General features: G+C 41.7%; 28 protein-coding genes and 2 tRNA genes. 23 read left to right on the plus strand and 7 right to left on the minus strand.

Going from position 1 to position 26,465, the window contains the following annotated elements:
* Positions 1–155: 155 nt before the first annotated feature.
* The 5 genes from OQ289_RS16695 to OQ289_RS16715 form a co-directional block, all read right to left on the minus strand.
* Complete coding sequence (locus OQ289_RS16695; protein ID WP_270087984.1) at positions 156–686, minus strand: hypothetical protein; 531 nt, start codon at positions 684–686, stop codon at positions 156–158.
* Positions 687–881: 195 nt separating this feature from the next.
* Positions 882–3,131 carry a GH92 family glycosyl hydrolase gene (locus OQ289_RS16700; RefSeq protein ID WP_270087985.1) on the minus strand — a complete coding sequence of 750 codons (2,250 nt, stop codon included), beginning with the start codon at positions 3,129–3,131 and terminating at the stop codon, positions 882–884.
* Between the two features lie 39 nt (positions 3,132–3,170).
* A complete protein-coding gene (locus OQ289_RS16705) occupies positions 3,171–4,076 on the minus strand; it encodes a sugar phosphate isomerase/epimerase family protein (protein WP_270087986.1) in 906 nt (301 codons plus the stop codon).
* 346 nt (positions 4,077–4,422) lie between these two features.
* Positions 4,423–4,914: a hypothetical protein gene (locus tag OQ289_RS16710; protein ID WP_270087987.1), complete on the minus strand. Its 492-nt coding sequence runs from the start codon at positions 4,912–4,914 to the stop codon at positions 4,423–4,425.
* Positions 4,863–5,342: a GNAT family N-acetyltransferase gene (locus tag OQ289_RS16715; RefSeq protein WP_270087988.1), complete on the minus strand. Its 480-nt coding sequence runs from the start codon at positions 5,340–5,342 to the stop codon at positions 4,863–4,865. Before OQ289_RS16715 ends, OQ289_RS16710 begins: the two co-directional genes overlap by 52 nt.
* Positions 5,343–5,458: 116 nt before the next feature.
* Between OQ289_RS16715 and OQ289_RS16720 the strand changes: the two genes are divergently transcribed.
* The 12 genes from OQ289_RS16720 to OQ289_RS16775 all read left to right on the plus strand — a co-directional run bounded on the left by OQ289_RS16720 (position 5,459) and on the right by OQ289_RS16775 (position 15,965).
* Entirely contained in the window at positions 5,459–6,304 is an 846-nt protein-coding gene (locus OQ289_RS16720; protein WP_270087989.1) for a helix-turn-helix domain-containing protein, read from the plus strand.
* Positions 6,305–6,567: 263 nt separating this feature from the next.
* Positions 6,568–7,260 (plus strand): DinB family protein, encoded by a 693-nt coding sequence (locus OQ289_RS16725; protein WP_270087990.1) that lies wholly within the window; start codon positions 6,568–6,570, stop codon positions 7,258–7,260.
* 156 nt (positions 7,261–7,416) lie between these two features.
* Complete coding sequence (locus tag OQ289_RS16730) at positions 7,417–7,863, plus strand: SRPBCC family protein (protein WP_270087991.1); 447 nt, start codon at positions 7,417–7,419, stop codon at positions 7,861–7,863.
* Positions 7,864–7,945: 82 nt separating this feature from the next.
* A complete protein-coding gene (locus OQ289_RS16735) occupies positions 7,946–8,506 on the plus strand; it encodes a DUF4230 domain-containing protein (RefSeq protein WP_270087992.1) in 561 nt (186 codons plus the stop codon).
* A gap of 249 nt (positions 8,507–8,755) precedes the next feature.
* On the plus strand, positions 8,756–9,184 hold the full coding sequence (locus OQ289_RS16740) for a nuclear transport factor 2 family protein (protein WP_270087993.1): 429 nt from the start codon (positions 8,756–8,758) through the stop codon (positions 9,182–9,184).
* A gap of 242 nt (positions 9,185–9,426) precedes the next feature.
* Entirely contained in the window at positions 9,427–9,807 is a 381-nt protein-coding gene (locus OQ289_RS16745; protein WP_270087994.1) for a VOC family protein, read from the plus strand.
* Positions 9,808–9,995: 188 nt separating this feature from the next.
* Entirely contained in the window at positions 9,996–11,645 is a 1,650-nt protein-coding gene (locus OQ289_RS16750) for an FAD-binding dehydrogenase (protein ID WP_270087995.1), read from the plus strand.
* Between the two features lie 82 nt (positions 11,646–11,727).
* Positions 11,728–12,600: a hypothetical protein gene (locus tag OQ289_RS16755; RefSeq protein ID WP_270087996.1), complete on the plus strand. Its 873-nt coding sequence runs from the start codon at positions 11,728–11,730 to the stop codon at positions 12,598–12,600.
* A 209-nt stretch (positions 12,601–12,809) separates the two neighbouring features.
* Positions 12,810–13,238, plus strand: a complete 429-nt coding sequence (locus tag OQ289_RS16760) for a nuclear transport factor 2 family protein (protein WP_270087997.1) — start codon at positions 12,810–12,812, stop codon at positions 13,236–13,238.
* A 199-nt stretch (positions 13,239–13,437) separates the two neighbouring features.
* Complete coding sequence (locus tag OQ289_RS16765) at positions 13,438–14,397, plus strand: DUF2157 domain-containing protein (RefSeq protein WP_270087998.1); 960 nt, start codon at positions 13,438–13,440, stop codon at positions 14,395–14,397.
* A complete protein-coding gene (locus OQ289_RS16770) occupies positions 14,384–15,460 on the plus strand; it encodes a DUF4401 domain-containing protein (protein ID WP_270087999.1) in 1,077 nt (358 codons plus the stop codon). The genes OQ289_RS16765 and OQ289_RS16770 overlap by 14 nt, the downstream gene beginning before the upstream one ends.
* On the plus strand, positions 15,447–15,965 hold the full coding sequence (locus OQ289_RS16775; RefSeq protein ID WP_270088000.1) for a GDYXXLXY domain-containing protein: 519 nt from the start codon (positions 15,447–15,449) through the stop codon (positions 15,963–15,965). The genes OQ289_RS16770 and OQ289_RS16775 overlap by 14 nt, the downstream gene beginning before the upstream one ends.
* 21 nt (positions 15,966–15,986) lie before the next feature.
* On the opposite strand, the gene OQ289_RS16780 is transcribed toward OQ289_RS16775, so the two are convergent.
* Positions 15,987–16,859, minus strand: coding sequence for a PfkB family carbohydrate kinase (locus tag OQ289_RS16780; RefSeq protein ID WP_270088001.1), 873 nt, complete (start codon positions 16,857–16,859; stop codon positions 15,987–15,989).
* 222 nt (positions 16,860–17,081) lie between these two features.
* Complete coding sequence (gene pdxR, locus OQ289_RS16785) at positions 17,082–18,494, minus strand: MocR-like pyridoxine biosynthesis transcription factor PdxR (RefSeq protein ID WP_270088002.1); 1,413 nt, start codon at positions 18,492–18,494, stop codon at positions 17,082–17,084.
* 180 nt (positions 18,495–18,674) lie between these two features.
* On the opposite strand from pdxR, the gene OQ289_RS16790 reads away from it, so the two are divergent.
* The 11 genes from OQ289_RS16790 to OQ289_RS16840 all read left to right on the plus strand — a co-directional run bounded on the left by OQ289_RS16790 (position 18,675) and on the right by OQ289_RS16840 (position 26,446).
* Positions 18,675–18,748, plus strand: a tRNA-Cys gene (locus OQ289_RS16790).
* A 42-nt stretch (positions 18,749–18,790) separates the two neighbouring features.
* Positions 18,791–19,024 carry a hypothetical protein gene (locus OQ289_RS16795; protein WP_033564960.1) on the plus strand — a complete coding sequence of 78 codons (234 nt, stop codon included), beginning with the start codon at positions 18,791–18,793 and terminating at the stop codon, positions 19,022–19,024.
* 320 nt (positions 19,025–19,344) lie between these two features.
* Positions 19,345–19,415: transfer RNA gene (locus OQ289_RS16800), tRNA-OTHER, on the plus strand.
* 87 nt (positions 19,416–19,502) lie between these two features.
* Positions 19,503–20,288, plus strand: a complete 786-nt coding sequence (locus tag OQ289_RS16805; protein WP_270088003.1) for a Cof-type HAD-IIB family hydrolase — start codon at positions 19,503–19,505, stop codon at positions 20,286–20,288.
* Between the two features lie 44 nt (positions 20,289–20,332).
* Positions 20,333–22,444, plus strand: coding sequence for a cbb3-type cytochrome c oxidase subunit I (locus tag OQ289_RS16810; RefSeq protein ID WP_270088004.1), 2,112 nt, complete (start codon positions 20,333–20,335; stop codon positions 22,442–22,444).
* A gap of 19 nt (positions 22,445–22,463) precedes the next feature.
* The gene (locus OQ289_RS16815) at positions 22,464–23,471 is read left to right on the plus strand and encodes a cbb3-type cytochrome c oxidase subunit II (protein ID WP_270088005.1); all 1,008 of its coding nucleotides are present in this window, start codon (positions 22,464–22,466) and stop codon (positions 23,469–23,471) included.
* Positions 23,468–23,728: a hypothetical protein gene (locus OQ289_RS16820; protein ID WP_270088006.1), complete on the plus strand. Its 261-nt coding sequence runs from the start codon at positions 23,468–23,470 to the stop codon at positions 23,726–23,728. The genes OQ289_RS16815 and OQ289_RS16820 overlap by 4 nt, the downstream gene beginning before the upstream one ends.
* A 1-nt stretch (position 23,729) precedes the next feature.
* Entirely contained in the window at positions 23,730–24,134 is a 405-nt protein-coding gene (locus OQ289_RS16825; RefSeq protein ID WP_270088007.1) for a cytochrome C, read from the plus strand.
* 148 nt (positions 24,135–24,282) lie between these two features.
* Positions 24,283–24,942, plus strand: coding sequence for a phosphatidylserine decarboxylase family protein (locus OQ289_RS16830; protein WP_270088008.1), 660 nt, complete (start codon positions 24,283–24,285; stop codon positions 24,940–24,942).
* A gap of 28 nt (positions 24,943–24,970) precedes the next feature.
* Complete coding sequence (locus OQ289_RS16835; RefSeq protein ID WP_270088009.1) at positions 24,971–25,693, plus strand: type 1 glutamine amidotransferase; 723 nt, start codon at positions 24,971–24,973, stop codon at positions 25,691–25,693.
* Positions 25,694–25,705: 12 nt separating this feature from the next.
* Complete coding sequence (locus OQ289_RS16840) at positions 25,706–26,446, plus strand: YggS family pyridoxal phosphate-dependent enzyme (protein WP_270088010.1); 741 nt, start codon at positions 25,706–25,708, stop codon at positions 26,444–26,446.
* The last annotated feature ends 19 nt before the right edge of the window (positions 26,447–26,465 follow it).

Below are 26,465 nucleotides of genomic sequence, written 5' to 3' on the forward strand. Positions count from 1 at the left end.
CATATCTATTTTTTTGCTGTTGGCAGCTGCTAGAACGTTATTTTGACCTAATTATGAATATCACCTTTGCCGTTGGTTAGAAAGGAAACTTACAAACAACCGTCTTGTCCTCCAAAAGATTGGTCGAATACCAGACATACTATTCGGGTGTGATCCTACAACAAATCCTTTTGTTTCTCTAAATCCGATTTTTTCGTCTTATAGCGCTCTTTACGTGCTTTTTTTTCTGCTTTTCGCATCGTATCATCATGTTGATACTCGTCCTCAATCCTCTTCAAATCTTTTTTGTACTCCTCTTCTAATACTTTCAACTGCACTTCTATATCCTTCTTAGCTTGTTCACGCAAAGGAATAGAATCTATAAACCGATTCCATTTCTCACGCTGAGCTTCATCGAGGATACTGTCGATATCTTGTTTAAATACCTGCGCCAATTCACGTTTCTTTTGCCCCTTCTGCTCGCCCGTTAGCACATGGCTCTTAGATATGGTCGAGAATTCACGGCCTACCATTTTCTTTCTTTTTAAGATTGCATCCTTCTGCTCACTACTTAATCCATAGTATGCACTTCTATTGAGCAGATCTGAAGCATTTACTTCAATATCTATTGTTTCCTTTCCCTTCTGACACTGTGCAGTGAGATTAAGAAATAGTGCCATCAAGCCTAGCAGAAGAAATCTTTTCATTATCATTGAGTTTAAAATAAGTAGACGACGCATTTATTCGTATTTGCCGCTTCACCAACCACTTGCGCAGACATTCTATTTTACAAAAGATCAAATTACCAACAATTGTTTGCAAAAATTCAAAGTATTTCACCTCGAGATAATTGGTCTTGTTTCGACGAGAATGGCCCCAGTTAATATAACCGGGGCCATTTTCTAGTTCCGCTCGCCTGTTGTGATCACGATTTCGTCACTGTTGACCAAATCTTTATGCAATATCTTAAAGCCTTTGGATTTCTTTCCATCAATGGTAATCCCTTTAATATACCCTCCTTCTCCCTTTCGTTCACGCCTAATAACGATTTTATCCTTTCCGTGATGGTATTTTGTATCCAAGTGTATGGTGACTTTGTCAAATACTGGCGTGACGACAGTATATTCAGGTCTCCCCGGACAGAGTGGATAGATACCCATCATATTCATAGACGCCCATGTCGACATGGTGCCTGTATCATCATTCCCTGGTATTCCTCCGGGAGTATTTTTAAAATGTTTCTCCAAGATTTCAGTTACCAGTTTTTGGGTACGCCATTCTTCCCCCGCAATCTCCGAAAAAATATGCGGATAGAGCATATCGGGTTCATTAGTCACGTCAAAATATCCCTTATCAAAAGTTGCCTGCAATTTATCTACAAAATTGCGTTTTCCTCCCATTAGCTTGATTAATCCAGGAATGTCATGCGGAATAGCGAAGGTGTAATTCCAAGCATTCCCTTCATGGAAACCTGGATTAGGCTCAAAATTAGCACCTAGCAAGGGATCAAAGGGAGTCAAAAAAGCACCATCGGGCAATATAGGTCTGAAAGTTCCATATTCCTTTGAGTAATAATGCTTATATCCCTTTGCCCGTTCAGCAAACATCGCCGCATCACTATTTTTCCCAAGGGAGGCCGCAAATTGCGAAAGGTTCCAATCAGCAACATAGTATTCAATCGAATGCGATACCGAATTGTCAAAAGGCTCCCGCAACGGTACATATCCATATTTCACATAATCCGCGTTATCTGGTCGTAGTCGATTTTCGCTATCCGTACGTGTAGCAGATTTATAGAACGCTTCGTAAGCCGCCTCATAATCATAATCTCGAAGCCCTTTCATCCACGCATCTACTATTACGGGAATCGCAGGATCTCCATCCATTGTATAAGATTCTCGACCATACAGTTCCCACTTAGGCATCCAACCACTCTCCTTATAAATATCGATCATGGACCGGATCATTTGCGTTTGTCTATCTGGAAACAAAAGGCTCATCAAAGGCTGTACATTCCTGTACGTATCCCATAACGAAAAAACCGTATAGCGATTACCATCAGTACGATGCGTTTCTCGACTCTCCATAGCTGGGTACTCACCATTCACATCCTGCAAAATATTCGGATGGATCAACGCATGATACAGAGCCGTATAAAAGACCGTCTTCTGATCATCCGTCCCCCCTTCGACCTCTATTTTTGACAAGTCCTCATTCCATTTTCGACTCGCCTCTGCTCTAATCTGGTCAAATCCACCCACCGGTTGTTCCTTTTCCAGATTTTGACGAGCATTCTCTACACTGACAAAAGATACCGCCACCTGCACCTCCACCTGTTCATTTTCTGTGGTTTCAAAACTCAGATATGCACCGATATCGTCTCCTGACATATCATGTTGATAAGCAGTAAACAACTTATATTTCCCCGCATCTTTATTCCATATATTCTCCCATTCCGCACCTTGACGTTGAAATTTCCAGTATCCTCGTTGCGATGGCTTCTTGCTCAATCGAAGTACAAAATAGATCGGATATACTGCCTGATTGTTAACGTAGCAAAATGAGCCCAGCAGTTTTGAGCCCTCAATCTCCCGATCGTTGACAAAGCGCATAGTCGCACCGGTCTCATTGGTCAACCCTTCACCCAAATTCAGCAGGATATGGCTTTTACCTTTCGGAAACGTAAATCGCGATATACCTGTACGAAGTGTCGCAGTCGCCTCAGTCTTGACCCCATACTTTTCCAATCGATTGGTATAATAGCCAGGTGAGGCACTTTCCGCTGTATAGGTACTTCCATAATCGCGATAATCAACCTTTAGGTCACCTGTCGTCGCCATTAACAACAGACTTCCCATATCTGGGCATCCCACACCGCTCAAGTTCACATGCGAGAACCCGGTAAAAAATTTATTGTGATACTCGTAAGGAGTAGACCACCAGCCCGCATCCTTATCCGATTTATTTAACGATGACCCCATGACATTAAAAGGAGATACATTCATCAACCCTTGCGGCACTTGCGCTCCAGGGTTTGTAGTTCCATAATTAGTGGTCCCAATAAACGGATTGACATAATCGACAGGTTTCTTCTGCGCGTATGCGCATTGGACAATCACAAGAAAAAATAGTAGAAAACGAGTGTAAAACATGATAATAAAGATGATTGGATGATTGCGAAAAACTTACACCTACTTGCTATAGCTGTGTTTGACAAATTCTGCCTCCGATAAATATTGGAGACTCTGCCTAAGACTTGTTTCTATATCCTTTGTGACTTCTTCTATCTCCACAAAAACATGTTTAACTCCCGCCAGTTCCGCATTTTTGAAAATAGCATCAAATCCCACCATACCACTTTGTCCAATCTCTCTATTATCTTTTATGTGCAACGTCGTAAAACGACCTGGATACGTTGTAAAATAATCGACAGGACTCGCTTTTCCAATCACTGCCCAATATACATCCATCTCAAAAAACACATTTTCAGCGTCTGTATTCTCAAGCATATAATCCAACATCACGTCCTTACCTTCAATCTTTTGGAATTCATGAGCATGATTATGATAGCCATACTTAATACCTTGCGCCCGACATAGCTTTCCAACCTCATTCAAATAGTCACATTGCGTTTTCAGTTCTTTTAAAGTTTTGGGAGTATCTAACCAAGGCGTCACAATATACATCATACCTGCAGCTTTATGAGCCGCAATAGCTTCATTCCACCATTTCAAGGATTGACTAAAATCCCCAGAAGCCAACTCTTCCTTCGATAACGGTTTCATACAATGCGATGATAATATCTGCATTCCGGCTTTTTCTACATTCTTCTTGAATTCTTTCGGATTCGTATTGTAGAATTTTCCATCCTGATACCCCGCAGCTTCCACCGCAGTATAGCCTATTTTTGCAATCTTATTGAGCACAGGTTGATAACTAGCACCATCACCATTCGTATTGGCTTGGCTTGCCATTAAATCTCGTACCGAATAAAGCTGTAGGCCTATTTCCTTTCTAGAAGGATTTTCCTGAGCCAAGAGCTCCTGCCCAAACATAGTAACGCCAAGTAACAACGTCGTAGTAATAAAGGTTTTCATATTCATTATGATGTATTCAATTTATGATCGACCAATTAATCGATCAGTTTATTTATAGACAATGTACATTTTTATACATACAGGGTTGACTAAAGCAATCTACCCTTCGATGGAAATAGTTTATCCCAATTCTTTGCTATCAAAATCAACCTATTCATATTATAACCAGCATCCAAAAAACAGCAACTCTCATTCAGTCGATTACATTTGGAACGTTAGCAACTATCCACTCGCAATAATAGGCATAAATGCAAGATTGTGCAACCACGAAACAAACAATAACGTTATGTAGACAATGTTTTTATCGTCCAAAACGGCAGGTGGTGGTAAATTTAGTACACCTAGACTAGGTATGTGCCAATAGCGGTATCATGAGTCTATTTTCTTCAAATAGAGCCTTTAGGTTAGCACTTACAAACAATGTCAAATCCTCTTCTTTATGAACGGTATAGCGCATGATCGAGGACGAAGGCGTATAACCAAAGACCACCGTATCGACTTCCTTTGGAGCCACAGCCTGTATGATTTCTTCAATGTCCCTCTCCGCCAATTGAAACACCTCAACCAGTGTCAAGACCTTATCCTCTATCTGCGCAACGACCATAGCTTCCAAAGCTGCTATATAATAAACAGACGTCTTGAACCCCAAATCTGGATATGCGTAACAATAGAAAAATGTCAATCCAAAACTTCGGATATCGAAGAATGGATGAGGCGTACTATTTTTGATATAATAAGCAAAGAGTTCCCGTTGGAATACATCATCCAAATCGACCCTCTTGACTTCTAAAGCACTACATTCGTTGCCAATCGTCCTACTCGCTTGATATTCCTGCACCGCAGCAAAACCAAATTTGGGATAGAAATCAAGAACGGAGTCATTCGCAAAAAGGAAAAACCTTGCAACTTACCACAGTAATCCCGCTGGATCTCTTCCATCAAAAAACGGGCTAATCCTCTTCGCTGATAAGCTGGATCGGTCATTACGGTGCCGAGTTGTCCTATCTGTAGCGTATCTCCTTTTACTTTGCTATCCAAAATACTCAGCGTAGTATGTGAAACGATCCTGTCTCCGTCAAATAGCGAATAGATGATACAATTCTCATCCCAAAACCCCGATTGATAATATCGTTCAAAATCAAATCCCCAAAATTCATTTGTCATTCGATTGAACTCCATGCGTAACTCAACCTGTGACTGATATCCAACCCACAACCTATACCGTTCACCTCTTATTGAAATCTCTCTTGTTTTCGCCTTTTCCATTTCACAAAATAAATCATTTCTTTATCGATATCTATTGGTTAATATTCATAAATAATGTGCAAATTGTTCTTTTTTATATCAAATGACGTAAATTTACATATCCGCTTCAAGCAGTTATGACTATAAATCACAATCCTCAGGAATTGCCACATTTACCAATCCTATTGATAGAATCAAAAAAAGTAATACCAGAGGAATTTTACACCGGGGGTTATTTTAAAGATGGGATTTTGATCTCACTATGTGTAAAAGGTTCGATTGAAGTACAAGCCAACCTGCAAAATACAACAATGGCAGCCGGCACCCTGCTCGTACTATTGCCGCAGAGCATCATTAATTTGACCAACACATCCCCTGACGCATCCTTCATCAGCATCCTGTTTCGATTTGAAACAATATCCGACCTCATCCTCCCAACAGATTACAATTTTTTAAAGACCCTTCTCCATTCGCCCGTCATCCAGCTCCATCAAGAGGATATCAGCATCTCAATACGATATTTGGAACTCCTAAAAGATTCCTGTGCCCGTACCTATTCTGTATTTAATGAAAGCGTAGTCAAATACCTCTTGTTTTCACTGATTGGTCAAATCAATATTTTTTATCAACAAAATGAAACCGTATTAGGTCCCCCTTCAAAAAAGGATAAGATTATCTTCCAATTTCACAATCTCGTTCATCAACATTATAGTACAGAGCGTACAGTACATTACTATGCCGATCAGCTGAAGTTGACACCTAGGTATCTCACTACCTTAATTCGTCTACGCACCGGAAAAACCATCTCTACGGTAATTACTGAGCTGGTCATTATAAAAGCCAAATCCTACCTGTATGCATCAGATCTGACCATATACCAAATCGCTGAATTGCTTCATTTTGCTGACGCATCCACATTTTGTCGATATTTTAAGAAATATACGGACCTATCCCCCCAGTCCTATCGCCTCTCGACTCGCTAGTGGAGGATAAAGGCCTTCATTTTCTTGTCTTATGGCAAGAGGGCTTTCCAAAAATTACATTAAAATTGTCTATTGAATGTAATATCCTACTATGCGATGCATCTTATCTGAAGACCTATTATAATCCTCTTCCTCAAGAAAAGAATGCTATACAAAAACAAAAAAGGACATGCTGACATTCTAATTATAGCACTAATGAAAAAACAAAATAATCCCGACTCAATTAATGGGATTTAATCCACTATTAAATAAAAAACAAGGAAATGGAAACACTAAAAAAAATTATGCTGACCATTGGAGTCAGCATAGCACTACCGCTTCTGAGCTCGACGTCGATATCGGCTATGGGGGCTTCATTTGGAAATTCTACGTCTTTCCCACCATTGCCTGAGGTACAACACGTCACCCCTACACCACCTCAGGGCAATATCGACTCTTTGCTCCGGTATTTTGACCATACCACACAACTGCTTAAAGACAATGTGACCGGGTTAAGTGAAGCGCAATTACAATTCAGCCCAGGTGATGGAAAATGGTCAATCAGCCAATGTTTGGAACATATTATCCTTTCCGAAAAAATGTTATTCGAGATGGCCAAAAAAGAACTAGCGAAGCCTGCTCAACCCGAGCGCAAGGCCGAAGTCAAAGTCACGGATGAGAATCTGATTAACATGATGACAGATCGTAGTCAAAAGTTTCAAGCACCCAAAGAATTACAACCTGCCGGTCAATATAAAAATAGCACTGTTGCTATTAATGACCTTATTGCCGCTCGACAACCGGTATTGGTCTACATCCAGAACGCAAATCTGGACGATTTACGCAATCATATCAGCGAGTATCCGACGGGTATTGTAGATGGATATCAGAATCTACTATTCATTGCGGCACATTGCGCAAGACATACCAAGCAGATAGAAGAAGTAAAGGCCGATCCTAATTTTCCCAAGAAATAGTCATATACGTATACGCTCATCCTGCGTCCGCATACCCTTAAACAATCAACATATGAAATATCCATGGAGCAACATGAACAATCGCTAACACAAAAAATAGGGTCATACTACACTTTGGATATTCCATATAACAGATAAAAAACATACTATACACATATGAAAACATTAGCATATCACATCGACATACATGCTCCAGCATCCCAAGTATTCCACAAAATGCTGGACAAGCCCACCTATAAATTGTGGACAGCCGAATTCAACCCCACATCCGATTACGAAGGCGGATGGAATAAAGGTGATAAAATCTATTTCGTCGGGACTAACAAGGACGGCAAACGTGAAGGGATGGTCGCGGAGATTGCGGATCATATTCCAAACGAGTATATTTCTATCCGTCATTATGGCATACTAGATGGTGACAAAGAAATAACCGAAGGTCCTGAGGTTGAAAGCTGGGCAGGCTCCACCGAAAATTATTCCTTCAAAGAGCAAAATGGTACGACTACTATTTCCGTCTCGGTAGACACCAACGAAGAGTATCTTGCCTATTTTGATGAAACTTGGCCTAAGGCCCTACAACGCTTGAAAGAAATCTGTGAATAGCAAAGCGTACCGGTAATTGAATGATAATAAAAATTTTACGTGCAATCGCAATTGTTGGTCTATAAATTGATTGTACTACTATATGGGAAAATTTTTCAAAGTAATATTGATATTGGCAATTATCGGTACTCTTGGATGGTTTGCTTGGTCAAAATTTGAATCCAAACCTACGACTGTCACCACACACCAGCTCTTGATAGAGCGAATTGAAGCCATGGGCAAGTTACAGCTAGTGAAGTACCGATTCAGTGATGTACTCGAACATAAGAATATCAGCACGTTCTTACCAGACGCGAGTGTGCTGCTGATCGTCAAGGCTGACGCGGTAGGTTGTATCGACCTAACCAAAGTCAAGCAGGAAGACATCCAAGTCTATGGCGACTCTGTAGCCATGCGACTTCCGCAACCAGAGATTTGCTACATCAAGATAGACCACAAAGCTTCACGCGTATACGATACCAAGATGGCTTTTTTTAGAGAAGCTGATTTAGTAGATGAAGCCTATAAAAATGCAGAAAAGGAAATTGCGGCAGAAGTTCAAAAATCAGACATTCTCCAACAGACGCGTTCAAATGCGTTAAATGTATTTACACCTTTACTTAAGGGACTTGGCTTTACTAAAATCAGTTTGTCCTTCGAGTAATCAAGAATAAACATCTTACCATTCAAGGGCGGAAAAATATTTCCGCCCTTTTTTTGTGTTATCCCCCCTTCTCACAATTTTACCGACAAAATGTAATCCTTTGGGAAACCCCGTCAAATATTCACCGACTGAACACCGCATTTCACCGAAATAATTTTGGCTTTGGTCTAATCTCCATTCCCACTTAACCCACCCCTACCTACCTTTGAATCAAACAATACGACATAACAACTTAAAAAACTTAATACAATGAAAACATTTATCACCACCATCATGACAGCATTGCTTCTAGCTTCCTCGCTCCATTCATTTGCTACCACAAAGAACAACCCTTTGAAGGAAATGAATTCGACCAACATCATCAAGACCTATATGGAAGCTACAGCCCTCGGCAACACCGCATTCAACGAACACTTGTTCGCTAAAGACTTTCAGTACCAAACAGCGGCCAATCCAAATACAAAATTTAACAAGAAACAGTACAGCACGTTCCTTAAGGCTACCAAAGGCTTACAGTACGACTGCAAAACATCTTATGACATACTAGACGAGAGTAAGGATTGCTGTGTTGCAAAAGCAACGATGCAGTTTCCCAACTTCACCCGTGTAGACTACATCACCTTGTGCCGAAGTCAGGATAGCTGGCAAGTGAGCAAAGTGGTCACGACATACCCCTAACCAAGGTATATTTTTGTTTCAACCTAAGCCCACGTGGAGACGTGGGCTTTCTTTTTGAGTAACATGAGCCTATTATACTTGATTTGGATATATTTTTTAATATATTGTCAACGACTTCCTGTAAAATAGAAGGGGACTACAAAAGACAATTGATGGATAAAATATACCTATCAACGGTAGAACGCGTTTCTGATTTTCACGAAATCAATGTAGTATCACGATAACACCATCATCATTCTCACATGAATACCAACTCAAATCCCGTCGTCTATTTCGAAATCCCAGTACATGATATGTCACGTGCCATTCGATTCTACAGCAAAGCCCTTCAGTTCACTTTTGAGCGTGAGTCTTTGGACGACAATGAAATGGCTTATTTTCCTTTTTCCGAACAGCACTCCGGCATTACTGGGGCATTAGCCAAGGGCGATATATACAATCCTACGAAAGACGGTGTGCTGATCTATTTCTCTACCGATGATATTGACAGCACCTTGACTCGTGTTTTAGCCATTGGTGGTGAGATTCTCTATCCAAGGACGTCCAACAGTGAATATGGCTTTGAGGTTGCTGAGTTCGCTGATAGCGAAGGCAACAGAATTGGACTACACAAACGACTTTAACTTTTGCAGCCTTCCTTCGATTGCATTGACCAACAAACAGAAAAAAACACACACTTAAACCACTCATATTCTTACTCTTAAAACATAGTACAAGAAAAAATATGTATCTTCAACAAACCTAAAATACAGCACTAGCGATTTCTTTCGCATCGCTGAATTCTTGAAAGGTTACAAAAACAAATGGAGCCATGGAAAAGTATTCAACAATTATCATTGGTAGTGGATTATCAGGTTTGGTCGCTGCTCATGAAATCACTAAAGCAGGAAAAAAAGTACTTGTATTGGACCAAGAGACCGAAGAAAATCTAGGTGGCCAAGCTCACTGGTCTTTCGGAGGTTTGTTTTTTGTTAACTCACCTCAGCAGCGTACCATGCGGATCAAAGACTCGTATGAACTTGCAAGTCAAGACTGGAACGGAACCGCCGCTTTCGATAGACCCGAAGATTTTTGGCCTCGTCAGTGGGCACAGGAGTATGTTCGATTTGCAGCCAACGGCAAATACAAGTACGTTTCTGAATTAGGCATGAAATTCTTTCCTGTAGTAGGATGGGCCGAGCGCGGTGATGGCTCAGCAAGCGGTCATGGCAATTCGGTTCCCAGATTTCACATTACTTGGGGCACCGGTACAGGTGTTGTCGCTCCTTTCGTCAAAAAAGCATATCAAGCACAACAACAAGGCCTGCTTACCTTTAAGTTTAGGCATCGCGTCACTAAACTACTCTCCGAAAATGGACGAATTTATGGTGTGGAGGGCGATATCCTAGCGTCCGACAATAAGCCCAGAGGCCAGAAAACCAATAGAGTGGTTATCGGGACTTTCAGTTTTCAGGCTCAACAGATCATTATTGCATCTGGCGGTATCGGAGCAAACCTAGATCTTGTCAAAAAGAATTGGCCCAACCGTTTAGGACCACCTCCTCAGCACATGGTCTGTGGTGTTCCGGACTATGTCGATGGCAAGATGATTGGTGTCGCAGAGGAAAATGGTGCACATGTTATCAATAAAGATCGAATGTGGCACTATACCGAAGGTTTGAAGAACTGGAATCCCATCTGGACCAATCACGGAATACGCATCCTTCCTGGCCCATCGTCTATTTGGTTAGATGCCAAAGGCAACCGATTTCCAGCCCCTTTCTTTCCAGGATTTGATACTTTAGGCACCCTCAAACACATCCAAGATTCGGGATTTGATTACTCCTGGTTTATATTGACACAAAAAATCATCAAAAAAGAATTTGCCCTTTCCGGTTCTGAACAAAATCCAGACCTCACCAATAAGGATTATCGCCTGATATTAGGTCGACTATTTGGTTCAAAAGCAACAGGACCAGTAGAAGCATTTAAATTACATGGCGACGATTTCATCGTTGCCCACGACCTAGAAAACCTAGTCAGACAGATGAATACAAAAGTAGGTTCCACACTTCTAGATTACCAACAGGTCAAATCCCAAATTGAAGACCGTGACCGTCAACTTGATAATAAATTCAGTAAAGATGCTCAGGTAAATTACATACAACATACCCGAAAATATCTTGGTGACAAATTAGCGAGGACAGCAAAGCCCCATAAAATATTAGATCCGCAGAATGGGCCATTAATTGCTGTCCGTCTGAATATTCTGACCCGGAAGACATTGGGAGGTATTGAGACCAATTTAAATGCACAAGTATTGGATGCGGAAGGTAAGGTCATACAAGGCTTATTTGCCGTAGGCGAAGCCGCAGGCTTTGGTGGCGGAGGGATGCATGGATACAGAACATTAGAGGGTACATTTCTGGGTGGGTGTATATTTACAGGAATGAAAGCTGGGCAATACATTGCAAAACAATAGCATGCGACCCCAGAAGACCCATTAATAAAAATCACTGGTTACAGCTACTCCATCTTTTCGACAGATATACTAATTTTACAACATGAAACACCTAGTTGTACTATTCGTCGCATTCTTTAGCGTGAGCACGACCCATGCACAGGATGCCGTTGCCTATGCTGTCAATGACGATTTTAATTTTTGGAATCTGACCGTTGGACAAACATCTTATGTCTTTGCAGACAATGCCTACATAAGAGCCTATCCCGCCACCGATGCTCAACTGATAGATTCCGTTACTGCCGGAACAGCCGTCAAAATCACAAGCACAGCCTACAACGGGAATAAAGTAAAAGGCTTCTATGCTCCTTGGCATGAGGTCACCTATCAAAAAGACAACCAAACCAAGACAGGGTTTATATGGCTGGGCTTACTCGCTTTAGGACAACATACAGATAGCAATGGTAATCGGTACATCTACGGGTTTGATCGCTATGTTCCCGAAAAAGGGGATGCGGGGGCTTACTATATTAGCGATGTTAAACTCTTTGGTCCTGACGGTATCTTTATTGCCAAACACAGCTTTCATTGCGACTATTCCGATCAAGGTTTTATCCAAAGTAAATTACTGCCCAATATGGGGCTGGATGGTCTCCAAAATATATTCCGTATAGATTTACTCGGAGAAGCCTGTGGCATTCCTTCAGAATACTATTATGTAGCATGGAATGGCGAACAATTCATTGATATGCCCCGTAGATACAGTGTTGGAGATGCGGGAGCCTTTTATCATGAAGAGACCCTATTATTTCCATCCGAGCATAAAAAAGAAGCAAATATGGTTTACAAAATGATAGAAGATGCCGAATATGAAGATATCGATGATCCAAATCCAAAAGTTACCAAAAAGCAAGAAAAATATATCTGGGACGGAAAAGTCTTCTCTCAACTATTGGAAATGAAAATCATAGAATAGTAATTGCTTGGGTCTGTCTTGCGACAGACCCAAGCAATTTAACCACTACTTCACAAGACGTTACACCCCCCACTCCAACAAATTCACCGACTCCAAATCGGTTTTTACCGAATATTTCACGGTATTAGTCTAATGACCGTTTCGATGCTGTATTTTCTGGTCTACTTTTGATTCAAATAATACAGAAAATCACTAAGAAACTTAATACCATGAAAAACATTATCAAACCCCTTGTCACCGCACTCCTACTGGTTACTACGCTTAGTTCATTTGCGATGGAGAAGGTAAATCCCCTAAAAAACTTAAATTCGATGAGCATCGTCAAGACCTACTTGCAAGCTACCACTTTGGGCAACATTGATTTTAATGAGCACCTTTTTGCTACCGATTTCCAATATCAGACGACAACAAATCTAGAAGTCAAAACCAACAAAAAACAATACTGTGCATTCCTAAAAGCCAACAAAGGACTGACTTATGATTGCGAGACCGCTTATGAAATATTGGATGAAAGTGGGGATTGTTGTGTTGCCAAAGCGACAATGAAGTTCAAGAATTTCACACGTATTGACTACATCACCCTCTGTCGTACCCAAGGTACCTGGCAAGTGAGCAAAGTCGTTACTGCTTACCCATAATGACGATAACGCTATGTGCACGAACCATTCAAAACATGCCCGTGCACATAGCATCTTGATTAATCTTCCCTCCATTAGCGCCATTTGGTAAAGAGTTCTACACCACCGCAAAGCCGCACAAAATTATCCAAAAATTAAAAAGGCATCTCTTTTTTCAGTAGATTCGAACGTAGAACCCGAGTATTCAAACATATATTGAATGACAAAGCTAAATAGAGATGACCTCGACATTATCATTCCCCATAGCAACATGACCAAGGCGGATGTCGATAAGCTACTTAAAGTCGACATATATAACGACAGCGAAAACTGGAAAAAATTTCTTCGACTAGTCTTAATCACACTTGGAGTAGGATTTTCGGTTACAGGTCTTATTTTCTTCTTTGCTTACAATTGGGCCGAACTGCACAAATTCATCAAAATAGGGTTGATTGAAGGGCTTGTTATTGCCGCTACCCTCCTAGCGGTTTTCTCGAAGATGAACACCACGACCAAAAACATTATCCTAACAGGTGCTGCCCTGTTGGTCGGTGTTTTATTTGCCGTATTTGGGCAAATCTACCAAACCGGGGCCAATGCATACGATTTTTTCTTAGGATGGACAGCCTGCATAGTCCTGTGGGCCTTGGTCGTACAATTTGCCCCTCTTTGGCTTCTATTCACGACATTGGTCAATACCACCTTAATACTCTACAGCGAGCAGGTTGCAGCAGATTGGTCGAGTATTTTCTTATTCGGATTGCTATTTTTAGTCAATCTCTTTTTCTTTGTTGCAACACTCGTTTGGAAAAAGCACAAAGACGAGATGACTTTTCCACATTGGTTTTCTTACATCCTTGCCTTAGCTGCTATCTCCTTTGCGACCATAGGCGTGTGCTACGGCATCCTGTCTAACTATGACCCTATGTTTATTTATCTGTTAATCCTTACTATTTTGGGATTTGGGCTAGGAATATGGCATGGGATCCTGCAAAAGCAGAGTTTCTATATCGCCACCATTCCACTTGCCCTTATCATTATTTTATCCGCTTGGCTTCTGAAAATATCAGATGATGGCAGCATGTTGTTGTTCATCAGCTTATTTATCATTGTCAGCATTAGTTTAGTCGTGCGCAATCTTGTCCTTACCCAAAAAAAATGGAACAATGGAACAGCATAACAACATACAACAATTATTAGCGCGTGTACTACAGCTTACAGGTCGTCCTGTAGTATTTAATGAAGCGCATATACATCAGGAGTATGCGCAAGAGAAAGCACATCAGTCTGTCACCGCCATCAAGATTCTATCCGTCATTGGCGGATTCCTAGCAACCTTAGCTTTTTTGGGCTTTTTGTTCCTTGGAGGCATCTACGACTCTGGCAGCCTGATGATTGTTTTGGGATTGGTATTCATTATAGGCGCCATAGGACTCAACTTTGCTTTTGACAACCTCATCATTGGCACCTTTAGCGTGACCACCTTCATTAGTGGTTTCATACTCGTAGCAATAGGTTGTATCATGCAGGATATGGATGAAAATACCGTCATATATCTACTCATGGCACTAACCGTCATCTCCCTTTTCTTTACACAAAATTATATTTTAACATTTGTATCTACATTAGCAATCAGTGGATATATACTGGCGCTTTATATAATCAATGATAAGCAAGAATACGTATTTCTCCACATCAACATATTGACCCTTTTGATTGCATATGTTTTTTTTCAAGAAGGATTTATCTTATCCCTTGGCAAAAAATGGAGCAAACTATACAGGCCCCTGAGAGCCGCATTGGTGTTCTCTTTATTCTCCATCCTCTTTGCCAACAATTATAGATACCTCTCTGAAGCCAATCTATACGGACCTTGGGTTTCGTCCATTATTCCGACTATCGTTATCCTATATCTCGTCTACATACTTTTGAAGCTTACACCCGACCGAAGCAGTGTCCTTAAAATCATCATTGGAGCAACCTGTCTATTGATCCTGATACCGACATCATTCGCCCCCGGCATCCTGTGTTCCTTACTTATCCTACTATTAAGTTTTTACGTCAATTATAAGACAGGGTTAGTCTTGAGTATCGTAGCGTTTATATATTTCACTTCGGTATTCTATTACGACCTTCAGATAACTTTATTAGTCAAGTCTCTACTTCTATTTTTTTCCGGCGTACTCTTTATCGTACTCTACCTATTGACCAACCGCAAATTAAAAGCACATGACGAAATATAAAGGCATATTGATTGTATTGAATTTGGCAATACTTTTGACTTTTTTCAATTTTTCGGTGGTAAAAAAAGAAACCATTATGAAAGAAGGGCAGCTCATTCTTCTAGAATTGGCTCCGGTTGATCCTCGTTCGCTTATGCAGGGCGACTATATGACTTTAAACTATTCAATATCCAATATCCCCGATATAGAGCAAGTTCCCAAACGTGGTTATTATGTCCTGAAGCCACGCACCAATGGTCTTGCGGACCGTGTACGCATACAAGAAAGCAAATCCCCCCTACATGATGGAGAAGTACTTGTCAAGTACACAAAGGCCGATTGGAATATCCATATTGGAGCGGAGTCTTTTTTCTTCCAAGAGGGGCATGCCGATTGGTACGAGCATGCTAAATTTGGAGGATTGAGAGTAGATAAAGAAGGGAATAGTGTTCTCATAGGCCTCTATGATGCCAATCTGAAGCAAATTAGTAGCGCCCCTGTAAAATCCACCAATGAGATTCTCTAACCGCTTTACTATTTATTGTCTTTAGTTCATTAAAATTTTATGGATCGCCGCTACATTATTGATCAGCATCGGTATCTTAAGCAGATCTATTAGCTCAAACTCCTTTCTTCCTTCCCGCAGCATATCATTAATAAGAGTGACCATCATGGTCGCACTATTTTTAATTGCATTTGTAAAATCCATCTGTAGCTTTAATTGTACACACACAAGTGCGGTAAACAAATCCCCTGCCCCAACAGGATCCAAATTTACTTTGAGATTACTGATGTATCCATATCCGGAGGTATCTAGGACAACATTATTTACCGTCTGTACATATTCATGCCCCAAGTGACAACCCGTAACAACCATTTTCTTTCCTTTCAATCGCGCATCATCGCAAAAAGCAGTCTGCATCTCGCCTCGACTGTACAAACGCCTTCCTACTATCCTTTCAAATTCAAAATGATTAGGTGTCAAGAGATCTGCTAAGGGCACCAGTAAGGATGTAATGGCATCTGCAACACATTCAGATACAAATAGACCTCCGTCCTTAAAGTCGCCCATCACCGGATCACATACATATTGAACGGTAGGATTTTTCTTTTTTAAATTATTAATCCATGCCGCCGTCAATACCACTTGTTCTTCCGAGTCAAAAAAACCGGTGATAATCGTCTCTACATGTTGGAATACATCCAGTCTTACTATTCCTTCCAGTATTCCTTCAAATGTGCGAATAGAAATAGGACCACCTCCAACAGTATCATATCCTAAATGATTGGATAACACAGTTGTTGGGACGGCAAGCGTCTCCTGTCCATTTAACTTCAACACCAAAGAAGTCATATTCACACCCACATAACCGTAAGCCACTTGACTACTGATTATCACAGTTTTTCCTTTTACCGACATGCGCATTAGTATTTGATGACGCCACAATATTCTGAAATAAAAATGAAGACAGATTGGTCCAGTTTCAGGATATATGCGGATCCAGATTAAATCTTTGTCCAGAAATAAGCATTTAGAATGTTAGGACTGAACAAGGCTTATCAAACGTTGGGCATAAAAGTATCGTGATAGAGATAAAAAGACACAAAATGAAGCTGCTTTTTTTAACCCATACCCGTTTCATTATCGACCTGCGGTCAATACCTGTGCCAAGGCGAGAACACCTACTTTCAGTTGCTCTTCAGAGAGCGCGCCATATCCCAATCGGATACCCTTGGCCGTCTGGTCCCCACTATAATGATCAGGAGTTACGATCTTGATGCCCTTAACCAGCAGCGCTTCAGCAATCTTAAACCAATCTACTTTTTCCTTTGCAGTAATCCATATTGCCAATCCGCCATCCGGAATACTGTATTCTATCCACTCTGCGAGATATTGGTCAAGCAGTGCCTCTGTATAATCCCGTTTTGCTTTATAATAGTGTGAAGCTTTCTTAAGATGCCTTCTGATGGTCCCATCATTGATCAATTGCAGTACAGCTTGTTCCATAATGACATCCCCTTGTACATCTATAATCTTTCTTAGCGATTCCACCCGATCGATCAGTTCCTTATTACGGCTCACCAAGTAGCCAATCCGTAGCACAGGCGCTACAACTTTGCTCATGGTACCGATATAGACATAATTTTTCAGCTCAGGTGAGCTAGATAAAGGCAGTACTGGCCTATAGCCAAAATGAAACTCATTATCATAGTCATCCTCGATAATCGTAAATCCATGGGCATTTGACAACTGGATTAGTTCCATCCTTCGACGTAAGCTTAGTGTCACCGTAGTGGGATACTGCCTATGTGGAGTCGTATAGAGAGCTTTTATCTTTTTTCCAGCCTTTAAGTAGCGAATGACGTCATCGATAATCAATCCCTCTTGATCGACTCCAATAGGAATCAGTTTTGCTCCAGTTCTTTCAATTGCTTTCCAAGCAGGTTTATAACCTGGATCTTCCACCATTACATAATCCCCTGCTTCAAACAAACATTGAGAGGTCAAATACATCGCCATCTGACTCCCCCTGGTAATACATATCGAATGATAATCGACAGACATTCCTCGATACTGATTTAACATCTGTCCAATCGCTTCTCTGAATTCCAAATCGCCCAATGCGCTCCCATAGCCCATCATTTGCCATTTGGCTTTTCTGTTGAAAAAATGCCGATATGCCCTTGCCAATTCTTCCACAGGCGCTATTCTACTATCGGGATATCCATCATCAAAGTGAATGTGATAGTTAGCCTTTGCGATCTCTATCCCCTGATTAGCCATGTTTAATCGTCCGGACTTAGGCGCTATGGGCAAGATGTCAGCTACAAAAGTACCGCTTCGTTCCTTCGAGATTAACCACCCCTCATTCAACAACACATTTAAGGCATCTACTATGGTATTTCTATTCAACCCCAAATCCTGCGCTAAGGTTCGACTTCCGGGCAAAGCTGTTCCCTTCATCAATCGACCCGAGCGAATATCACCGATAATCGCATCTGCAATCTGTAGATAAATGGCTTTATCCGACTGTGGATCTAATTGTATTTTCATTTTCCAAGGACGTAACATCTGGACTATTGGTTTAGAAATAAATAATGCCGTATTGAATTCCAAACTTAGCTATTTTTACAAGCATTAACAATCAAATTCTGGACCATCCAATTTTCAAAAAACTGAACCATTACCCTCACCCAATATTTCTCTAGTTTTGTGAAGCAAATAAGAAGAAAAGGTCGGATGGCTGAGTGGTTAGGCAAGAGTACGCAATACTCTTCACAGTGGTTCAAATCCATTTCCGACCTCCATTAAATCACACAGTATTCATTTTAAACTAAAATTAAAACACCATGGCAAAATCAATTTTCTATCACGCAGGATGCCCTGTCTGCATAAGCGCAGAGCATGATATTATTAGCCTTATAGGCGAAGACAATGTAGAAGTGGTGCACATTGGAGAAGACCGCCACAGAATAGATGAAGCCGAAAAAGCAGGTGTACAATCTGTTCCTGCCTTAGTAACCACAAACGGAAATGTCCTTCACATTAATTTCGGTGCCTCCCTTGCTGACGTAAAAGGATAGTGATGCGTCCCACCAAACCCCATTAGAGTATAGCATACATCCTCGATAATTGCCTGCGTAATCTGATAAATGATTTTATCAGATTACGTAGGCAATTGTATTTTCATCTTCCCGTTAAAGTAAAATATGCCCCCGCATTTAGACGCAAATAATACCGCCTAGAATGCTATACCTAGCTAATTATACGGACATGTCCGACCTCCCCTTGGACCACCTCATTTTACACAAACTGAACCATCATACCCAACCAGATCATCCATACATTTGTATCGTAATCCAGAAGAGAACTTCTATGTTCTTAAAGATGATTACAACAACAAGGTCGGATGGCTGAGTGGTTAGGCAAGAGAACGCAATACGCTCCACAGTGGTTCGAATCCATTTCCGACCTCTATTAAAGTAGTAAAAAAGGAAGTATGCCATTACCTCCTCTCCTACATTATCCAAGCATTAAAAAAACACAGAATTTCGATAGATTATGACAAAAGTAGAGGCCGTATTTTTCGATGTAGACGGTACATTAATGAGTCTAGAAACAGGTAGAATCCCTGATTCGACCAAAGAATTGCTAGCGATTCTCAAATGGAGAGGTATAAAACGAATCATCTGTACCGGGAGATCCTATGCACAAATAGCGTTTCTTAAAGAATATGATTTCGACGGCTACATCACCTTTAATGGCAGCTACTGTGTGACTAAAGAAGGAAAGTCTCTGTTCAAAAAAAATATTTGCACCAGTGAGTTACTCAAACTTCACGAATACATCCAAGGTAGAGACGATATACCTGTTGCATTCACCGGTTTAGAAGGTACATTTATCACCGAAAGCCCCAAACAGACACGGCATCTATTCCAGCTATTAGATATTCCTTTTCCAGCGGTAAGACCATTCACATATGCATTAGAAAATGAAATCATACAATTGAGTATTTACGTCGACCATCTACATGAACAATACCTAACCGAGAATATCTTGCAAGATCTGGACGCCATCCGGTGGCATCCAGAATTTTTGGACTTCAATACCAAGGGCATCAACAAAAGCACAGGAATGCAACAATTTGAAGCCCACCTCGGCATACACCCCAGTGCTACAATTGCCTTCGGCGATGGTGGGAATGATATCCCTATGTTGCAATATGCCGGGCTAGGTATTGCGATGGGACAAGCACGCGCCGATGTCAAACGAGCAGCCGACTACGTTACCGAAAAACCCGAGGAAAATGGAATATGGACAGCGCTTAAAAAATTGAGCATCATATAATCGTAAAGCAAATGAAGTTAATGTCTCCACAATCGCACAAATTTATGTTATTAATCTTCCTCTTAGGTCACACAGCTTGGGTACATGCACAAGCTATGCTTCCCTATACCCTCACATTGGACCTGGCCTCCCTCATGATTGGTCTTGTGATACTAACTCTGCTTATGACCATATTGGTAACACTCAGCTTTAAGCGGCATGTAGATTACTTTGCCGATGTTTACAAAAGACAAGACGACTCCCCCTGCACTAACGAACGTTTTAGGGCAAACCTCAAAAATCTGACAAGTGCGCAACTTAAAAAATTGATCAAGTACAAAAATGAGATCAAAAAGAATAAAGGGCTACTCCCCATATGCCTGCTATCTGTTCATATCTTCATCCCAAATCTTGGCTCGGCACAGTCTCCTACATCGAGTTCCGTCTTAAACCAAGGCCCCATTATCGTCACGCTTATCCTTGTTTTTATTCCCATTTTGCTGGTCGTAATCTTGGGAATCCTTAAAACGAAACATATTGTCAATCGAGAAAAAAACAAGTTGATGCGAAAAGAAGCTGAGGCATTTGCCACCTATCTAGATGTCTTGCCAGCTCCTGAATTAAAGACTATCCAAGATCAAAAACAAGCATTGGACTATTCACTTACCCACAAAGAGCTGGCGGGAAAGCAATCTATCAATGATAAAAGAGGTCTGCTCTATATCCGGCAAAACACGGGCCTGCCAATTGCGGCAATCAAGAAGAAAGCACTTCCCCGCCCATATGTAGATCCGGCTTTGTCAAAAGTCATTCAATGGTACCTGATCAGCGCCACCTTTTGGCTATTGTTTGGCACCACTGTCGGTGAATACCTGGGAATCAAATTTGTTGCCCCCGATGCCGATCAATTGAGTTGGTTGAGCTTCGGAAGATTACGCCCTGTACACACCAATGCCGTTTTCTGGGGATGGGCATCCTTAGGCATGTTGGGCCTGGGGTACTACATTGTACCGCGGGTCAGCAATACCTCGCTTGCCCATATTAAATGGGCTTGGTATTCTTTACATCTGATCAACGCTGCCATCACCTTAGGGTCTATCAGCCTCATGATGGGCATTAACAACGGCGGCGGTGAATATCGCGAATATATCTGGCCTATTATGCTCCTCTTTGGCATAGGTCTGGGATTTACCCTAAACAATTATTTGCTCACGATTGCCCGTCGTCAGACATCCGAAATCTACATCTCCAACTGGTACATCGTTTCGGCCTTGATTTTCTTTACCATAGTCGGGCTGGTGGGCTACATACCCCAGTGGCAAGATGGACTTGGCGAAACCATCGTACAGGGGTATTACATGCACCAAGCGGTAGGGATGTGGTTTATGCTATTTACCTTGGGAATTGTTTATTACTTCCTGCCCCAGCAACTCAATAAGCCCATTTATTCGTATAGCTTAGGCATCCTTGCTTTCTGGGCCCAAATTATCTTCTATACGCTCATTGGCACCCATCATTTTGTTTTCAGTGCCATTCCTTGGTGGCTACAGACCGTAGCTATAGTTGCCAGCGTGGGGATGGTCATCCCCGTAATTGCTGGGACGACCAATTTTTTGATGACATTCAAGGGAGCATGGTACAAACTAAAAGATAGTTATACTATACCCTTTTTTCTAGTCGGCATTATCTTCTACTTTACAGGCTCTATGCAAGGGACTGCAGAAGCATTCCGATACGCTAACCTCATCTGGCATTTTACAGATTTTACAGTCGCACACTCCCATATGACCATGTATGGTATTATCACATTTTTACTATGGGCAGGTATCTATGCATTGATTCCCCGGCTCACAGGGCGAGAAGCCCCTCAAATCACGGTGGGCATGCACTTCTGGCTTGCACTCATCGGCCTGCTGTTCTATTCCATTCCGCTGATGTATGGTGGGAGTCTGAGGGGATTATCATGGATAGCCAATGAGCCCTTTGTACAAAGCATCAGCCTCATGCTTCCCTACTGGCTATGGCGTGCAATTGGAGGCACACTGATGTGGCTATCGCATTTGGTCTTTGCTTATAATATGTATAAAATGATTGCACGGCCCATGACCAGCATCGATATAGGGCAAACAGCTATTGATTTGCTTGATCCGAAAGATAAAGACAAGCACCTTTACTAGATAAGAATTTCTCAAAAACATGAAACTATTTGATAACCACAAAAAATTATTCGGTGTAGCCACCCTACTTTTCTCTATCTTGACGTTATTTGTAGCTATCTTACCTTCGCTCAGCAACCAATACTATATCAAACCACTCCCAGATGCCAAGCCCTTAAGTCCTTCAGCCACACGTGGGAAGGCGGTGTTCGTCGCCAACGGATGTGTTGCTTGCCATAGCCAACAGGTACGTAACGTAGAGATGGACAAATCTTGGGGTAGCCGTGCTTCGCTCGCAGCAGATTATGCCGGCAATGTCCGTACTGATTTTTGGAGAAATACAGCCACATTGATGGGCACTGCCCGTATCGGACCTGATCTAACGGATGTGGGAAATAGACAACCCAGTAAGGAATGGAATTTAGTGCATTTATACAACCCTCGAATTGTAGTACCCGAGTCTATTATGCCTGCTTACCCTTGGTTATTCCATTTGACCGAGAGCGTTACTGAACACGATGTAGCTGTCAACATACCTGCCGAATACTTAAAAAACAGTGCTAAAAAAGTGGTTGCCACCTCAGATGCACTCGATTTGGTCGCCTATCTACAATCATTAAAGCAAACCCCACTCCCTGATGGTACCGCTCTACCTAACTTTCTGTATGAAAGACAAGAAAAAAGCACGACCGAACAAGTCCAATCGTCACGTGTAGATGGTAAAGCGCTCTATATTGCCAATTGTCAAGCCTGCCACCAAGCCAATGGTGAAGGATTGGCCGGGGCTTTTCCACCATTAAAAGGGAGTTCGGTCGTAACGGGCAAAAATCTTGAACTATATGTTGACATCATCATGAACGGGTATGACGCCCGCCCAGAATATGGTGCAATGGCGGCTATCGGCACCAATCTTGGCTGGACAGAGGAAGAAGTCACCGCAGTGATAAACTATGAACGCAGCAGTTGGGGCAATAATGCTCCAGCAACAACAACAGAGGAGATTAAAAAAATACTTGAATTTTTAAAACATAAAATGGAAAGCAAATGAAAACCGTCATTACACTCGTCTTATTGATATCCGTCACACTCACGGCAAGTGCCTGCCCTGTTTGCGAACGTAATCAGCCCAAATTGCTGAGAGGTCTGGTACATGGTGCCGGTCCAGAAAGCCAATGGGATTACATCATAATCGGTTTGGTAGCTGTTATGGTATTAATCACCATTTACTTCTCTCTCAAATGGTTGGTGCGGCCAGGCGAAGCTTCCGAGAGTCACATCAAAAGAACGGTATTAAAAAATTTCTAGGATGAACGATAAAAGCAAAGTCATTATTTTCATTGACGACCAAATAGAACCCATTGCAGATGTACATACCCCAGTTGTGTTCGATCTTGACACGCGCAAATTAATTGATGGCCAGCATATGCTCAAAATTGTAAGTAAAGACCCAAGTGGCAAAGAGGGGATTCGAATCATCCCATTTGTCGTACGCAATGGTCCAGCAATCGCAGTGGAGGGTATCAAGGAAAACGACCTGGTTGACGGTGTACTGCCCATCATGGTCAATGCCTATGGCAAGGGCGATCAAAAATCCTTCTTGATTGCCGGCAGTGAAACACCCCAAAGTATCCCATCATGGGTATGGATCATCATCATCTGTTTCATCGGGTGGGCCATGTATTATTTACTCAGGTACTCGACGCTTCCCTAGTATAGCCAATCCATTTCTATCTCGGCTGGACATACGCTTTTGTCTATACTGGACTACTTTCCCCATGTGATGAATCCCTAATTTTGCGTAGCTATGAAGACCTACTTATGCAGGATTCATTTAATAAATTATTTTAGATATTGATACAATGACGTTACACAAAGAAGGTATTCCGATTATATGGAAAAGTATAGTATGGTTAAGTTCAATCAATCTTACTTTAGCGTATTTAATTTCAGATCTACCCAGTTTGAAAATTGCAGTTCTCATTATCAGCATCGCAATCATGATCCTTATCCTTCAATTCTTTCGGTCCCCCAAGCGCACCCCTATTATGTTGGAGGGCAAAGTGATCGCCCCATGTGACGGTAAAGTAGTGGTCATTGAAGAAGTATACGAATCGGAGTATTTTAAGGGTCCACGATTACAGGTCAGTATTTTCATGTCGCCCTTCAATGTACATGTCAATTGGACTCCTGTCGCGGGCAAGGTCCATTACTTCCAGTACCACCCAGGCACACATCTGGTCGCTTGGCATCCCAAGTCCAGTGAGAAAAATGAGCGGACCACTACCGTAGTACGCATGGATACAGGAGTAGACATCCTCTTTCGTCAGATTGCCGGCGCACTGGCACGACGAGTATGCTGGTACATTACTCCCGACCAACAAATAGCACAAGGATCTGAGATGGGCTTCATCAAATTCGGTTCACGAATGGACGTTTTTCTACCCCTTGATGCAGATGTTAAAGTCAAATTGGGAGATAAGACACAAGGTACATTCACCATACTGGCACAGCTCAAATGATCATTTATTCAACATCCACTACAACACTATGAGAGTACATTATTTACAACACGTACATTTTGAAGCCTTAGGCTTTATAGAGACGTGGCTCCAAATCCATGTTCACCAGATATCCGGCACCCATTTCTATGAAGACAATTATCAACTTCCTGAGGTCGAAGATATCGATGCATTGATAATCCTAGGCGGGCCAATGGGTCCCTTCGATGAAGATGAATATCCTTGGTTAAGAGAAGAGAAAAAATTCATCGACAAGTGTATCAAATCCCAAAAAAAAGTCTTTGGTATCTGCCTTGGTGCTCAACTCATTGCACTGTCCTTAGGTACGGAGGTGAGCAGGGCCACAAGCAAAGAGGTCGGTTGGTTTAGCGTAATCCCTACCAAAGAAAGCCAGCAGCTTCCTTGGTTCTATGAACTGTTCAAAAAGAATCCCATTGTCTTGCATTGGCATCAAGATCGCTTTGAAATTCCGGAAGGAGCCTTGGATCTTTTATACTCACCGGCAAACTATAATCAAGCATTTTACTACAACGAAGACATTATGGGCCTGCAATTTCATTTGGAAGCCACGAAAGCCACCATAGCGCAAATGCTGACTTATGCTGCCAGCGATCTAGAAAGCAAATATTATATCCAGACAGCTGAAGAAATCCAACGCGGTCAAATCAACATCGCCAATTGCAACGGCATCATGAGTACTATACTAACACAATGGCTCGCTTCTAAGTCAAGCGAACCTTTACACCATTAACTGTTCAATACTTTGGAAGATATCAAAAAAACAATCATCGCCAATCTTCAACACGTGCACAAACGGATAGAAAGGGCTTGCCAACATTCGGGACGAGATCGCTCGGATGTCAAACTACTACTGGCGACCAAAACAGTACCTGCAGACAAGATCAGGATTGCGATAGAAGCTGGAGAAAATCTAATGGGCGAAAACAAAGTCCAAGAACTACGGGACAAGGACAAAGGCCTATCCGGATTGACTTTAGAGCGACATTTTATAGGCCACCTGCAGACCAATAAAATCAAGGATGTACTCAAGTACGTCAGCTGCATCCAATCATTGGACAGACTCAAAGTAGCCGAAGATCTGGACCGAAGGCTGCAATTTGAAGGTCGAAGTCTAGGTATCTTTGTGCAGGTCAACACCTCTTACGAAGAAAGTAAATTCGGATTACCGCCTGAGGAAGTAATCCCTTTCATCAAAGAAATCCAAAAATACGATACCCTCAAAATACAAGGATTGATGACCATAGGTCTATTAGATGTAGAAAAAGAAAAAATGCGCCCCTCTCTTGTCTTGCTGCGGGAAATAAGAAATCAAATTTTGCAACATGGACTTTTGGATATCGAACACCTCAAGCTGTCCATGGGCATGTCTCAAGATTTAGAAATGGCCATTGAAGAAGGAGCCAATATTGTGCGTGTGGGCACATCCATCTTCGGGAATCGATTCTTAGGAAAAGAGATTTGGAACGAAGCAGAGGCCGAATAAAAGAAGGTAGCATATGGGT

Origin of the sequence: Sphingobacterium sp. SYP-B4668 (assembly GCF_027627455.1) — a bacterium.
Classification (GTDB): Bacteria; Bacteroidota; Bacteroidia; order Sphingobacteriales; family Sphingobacteriaceae; genus Sphingobacterium.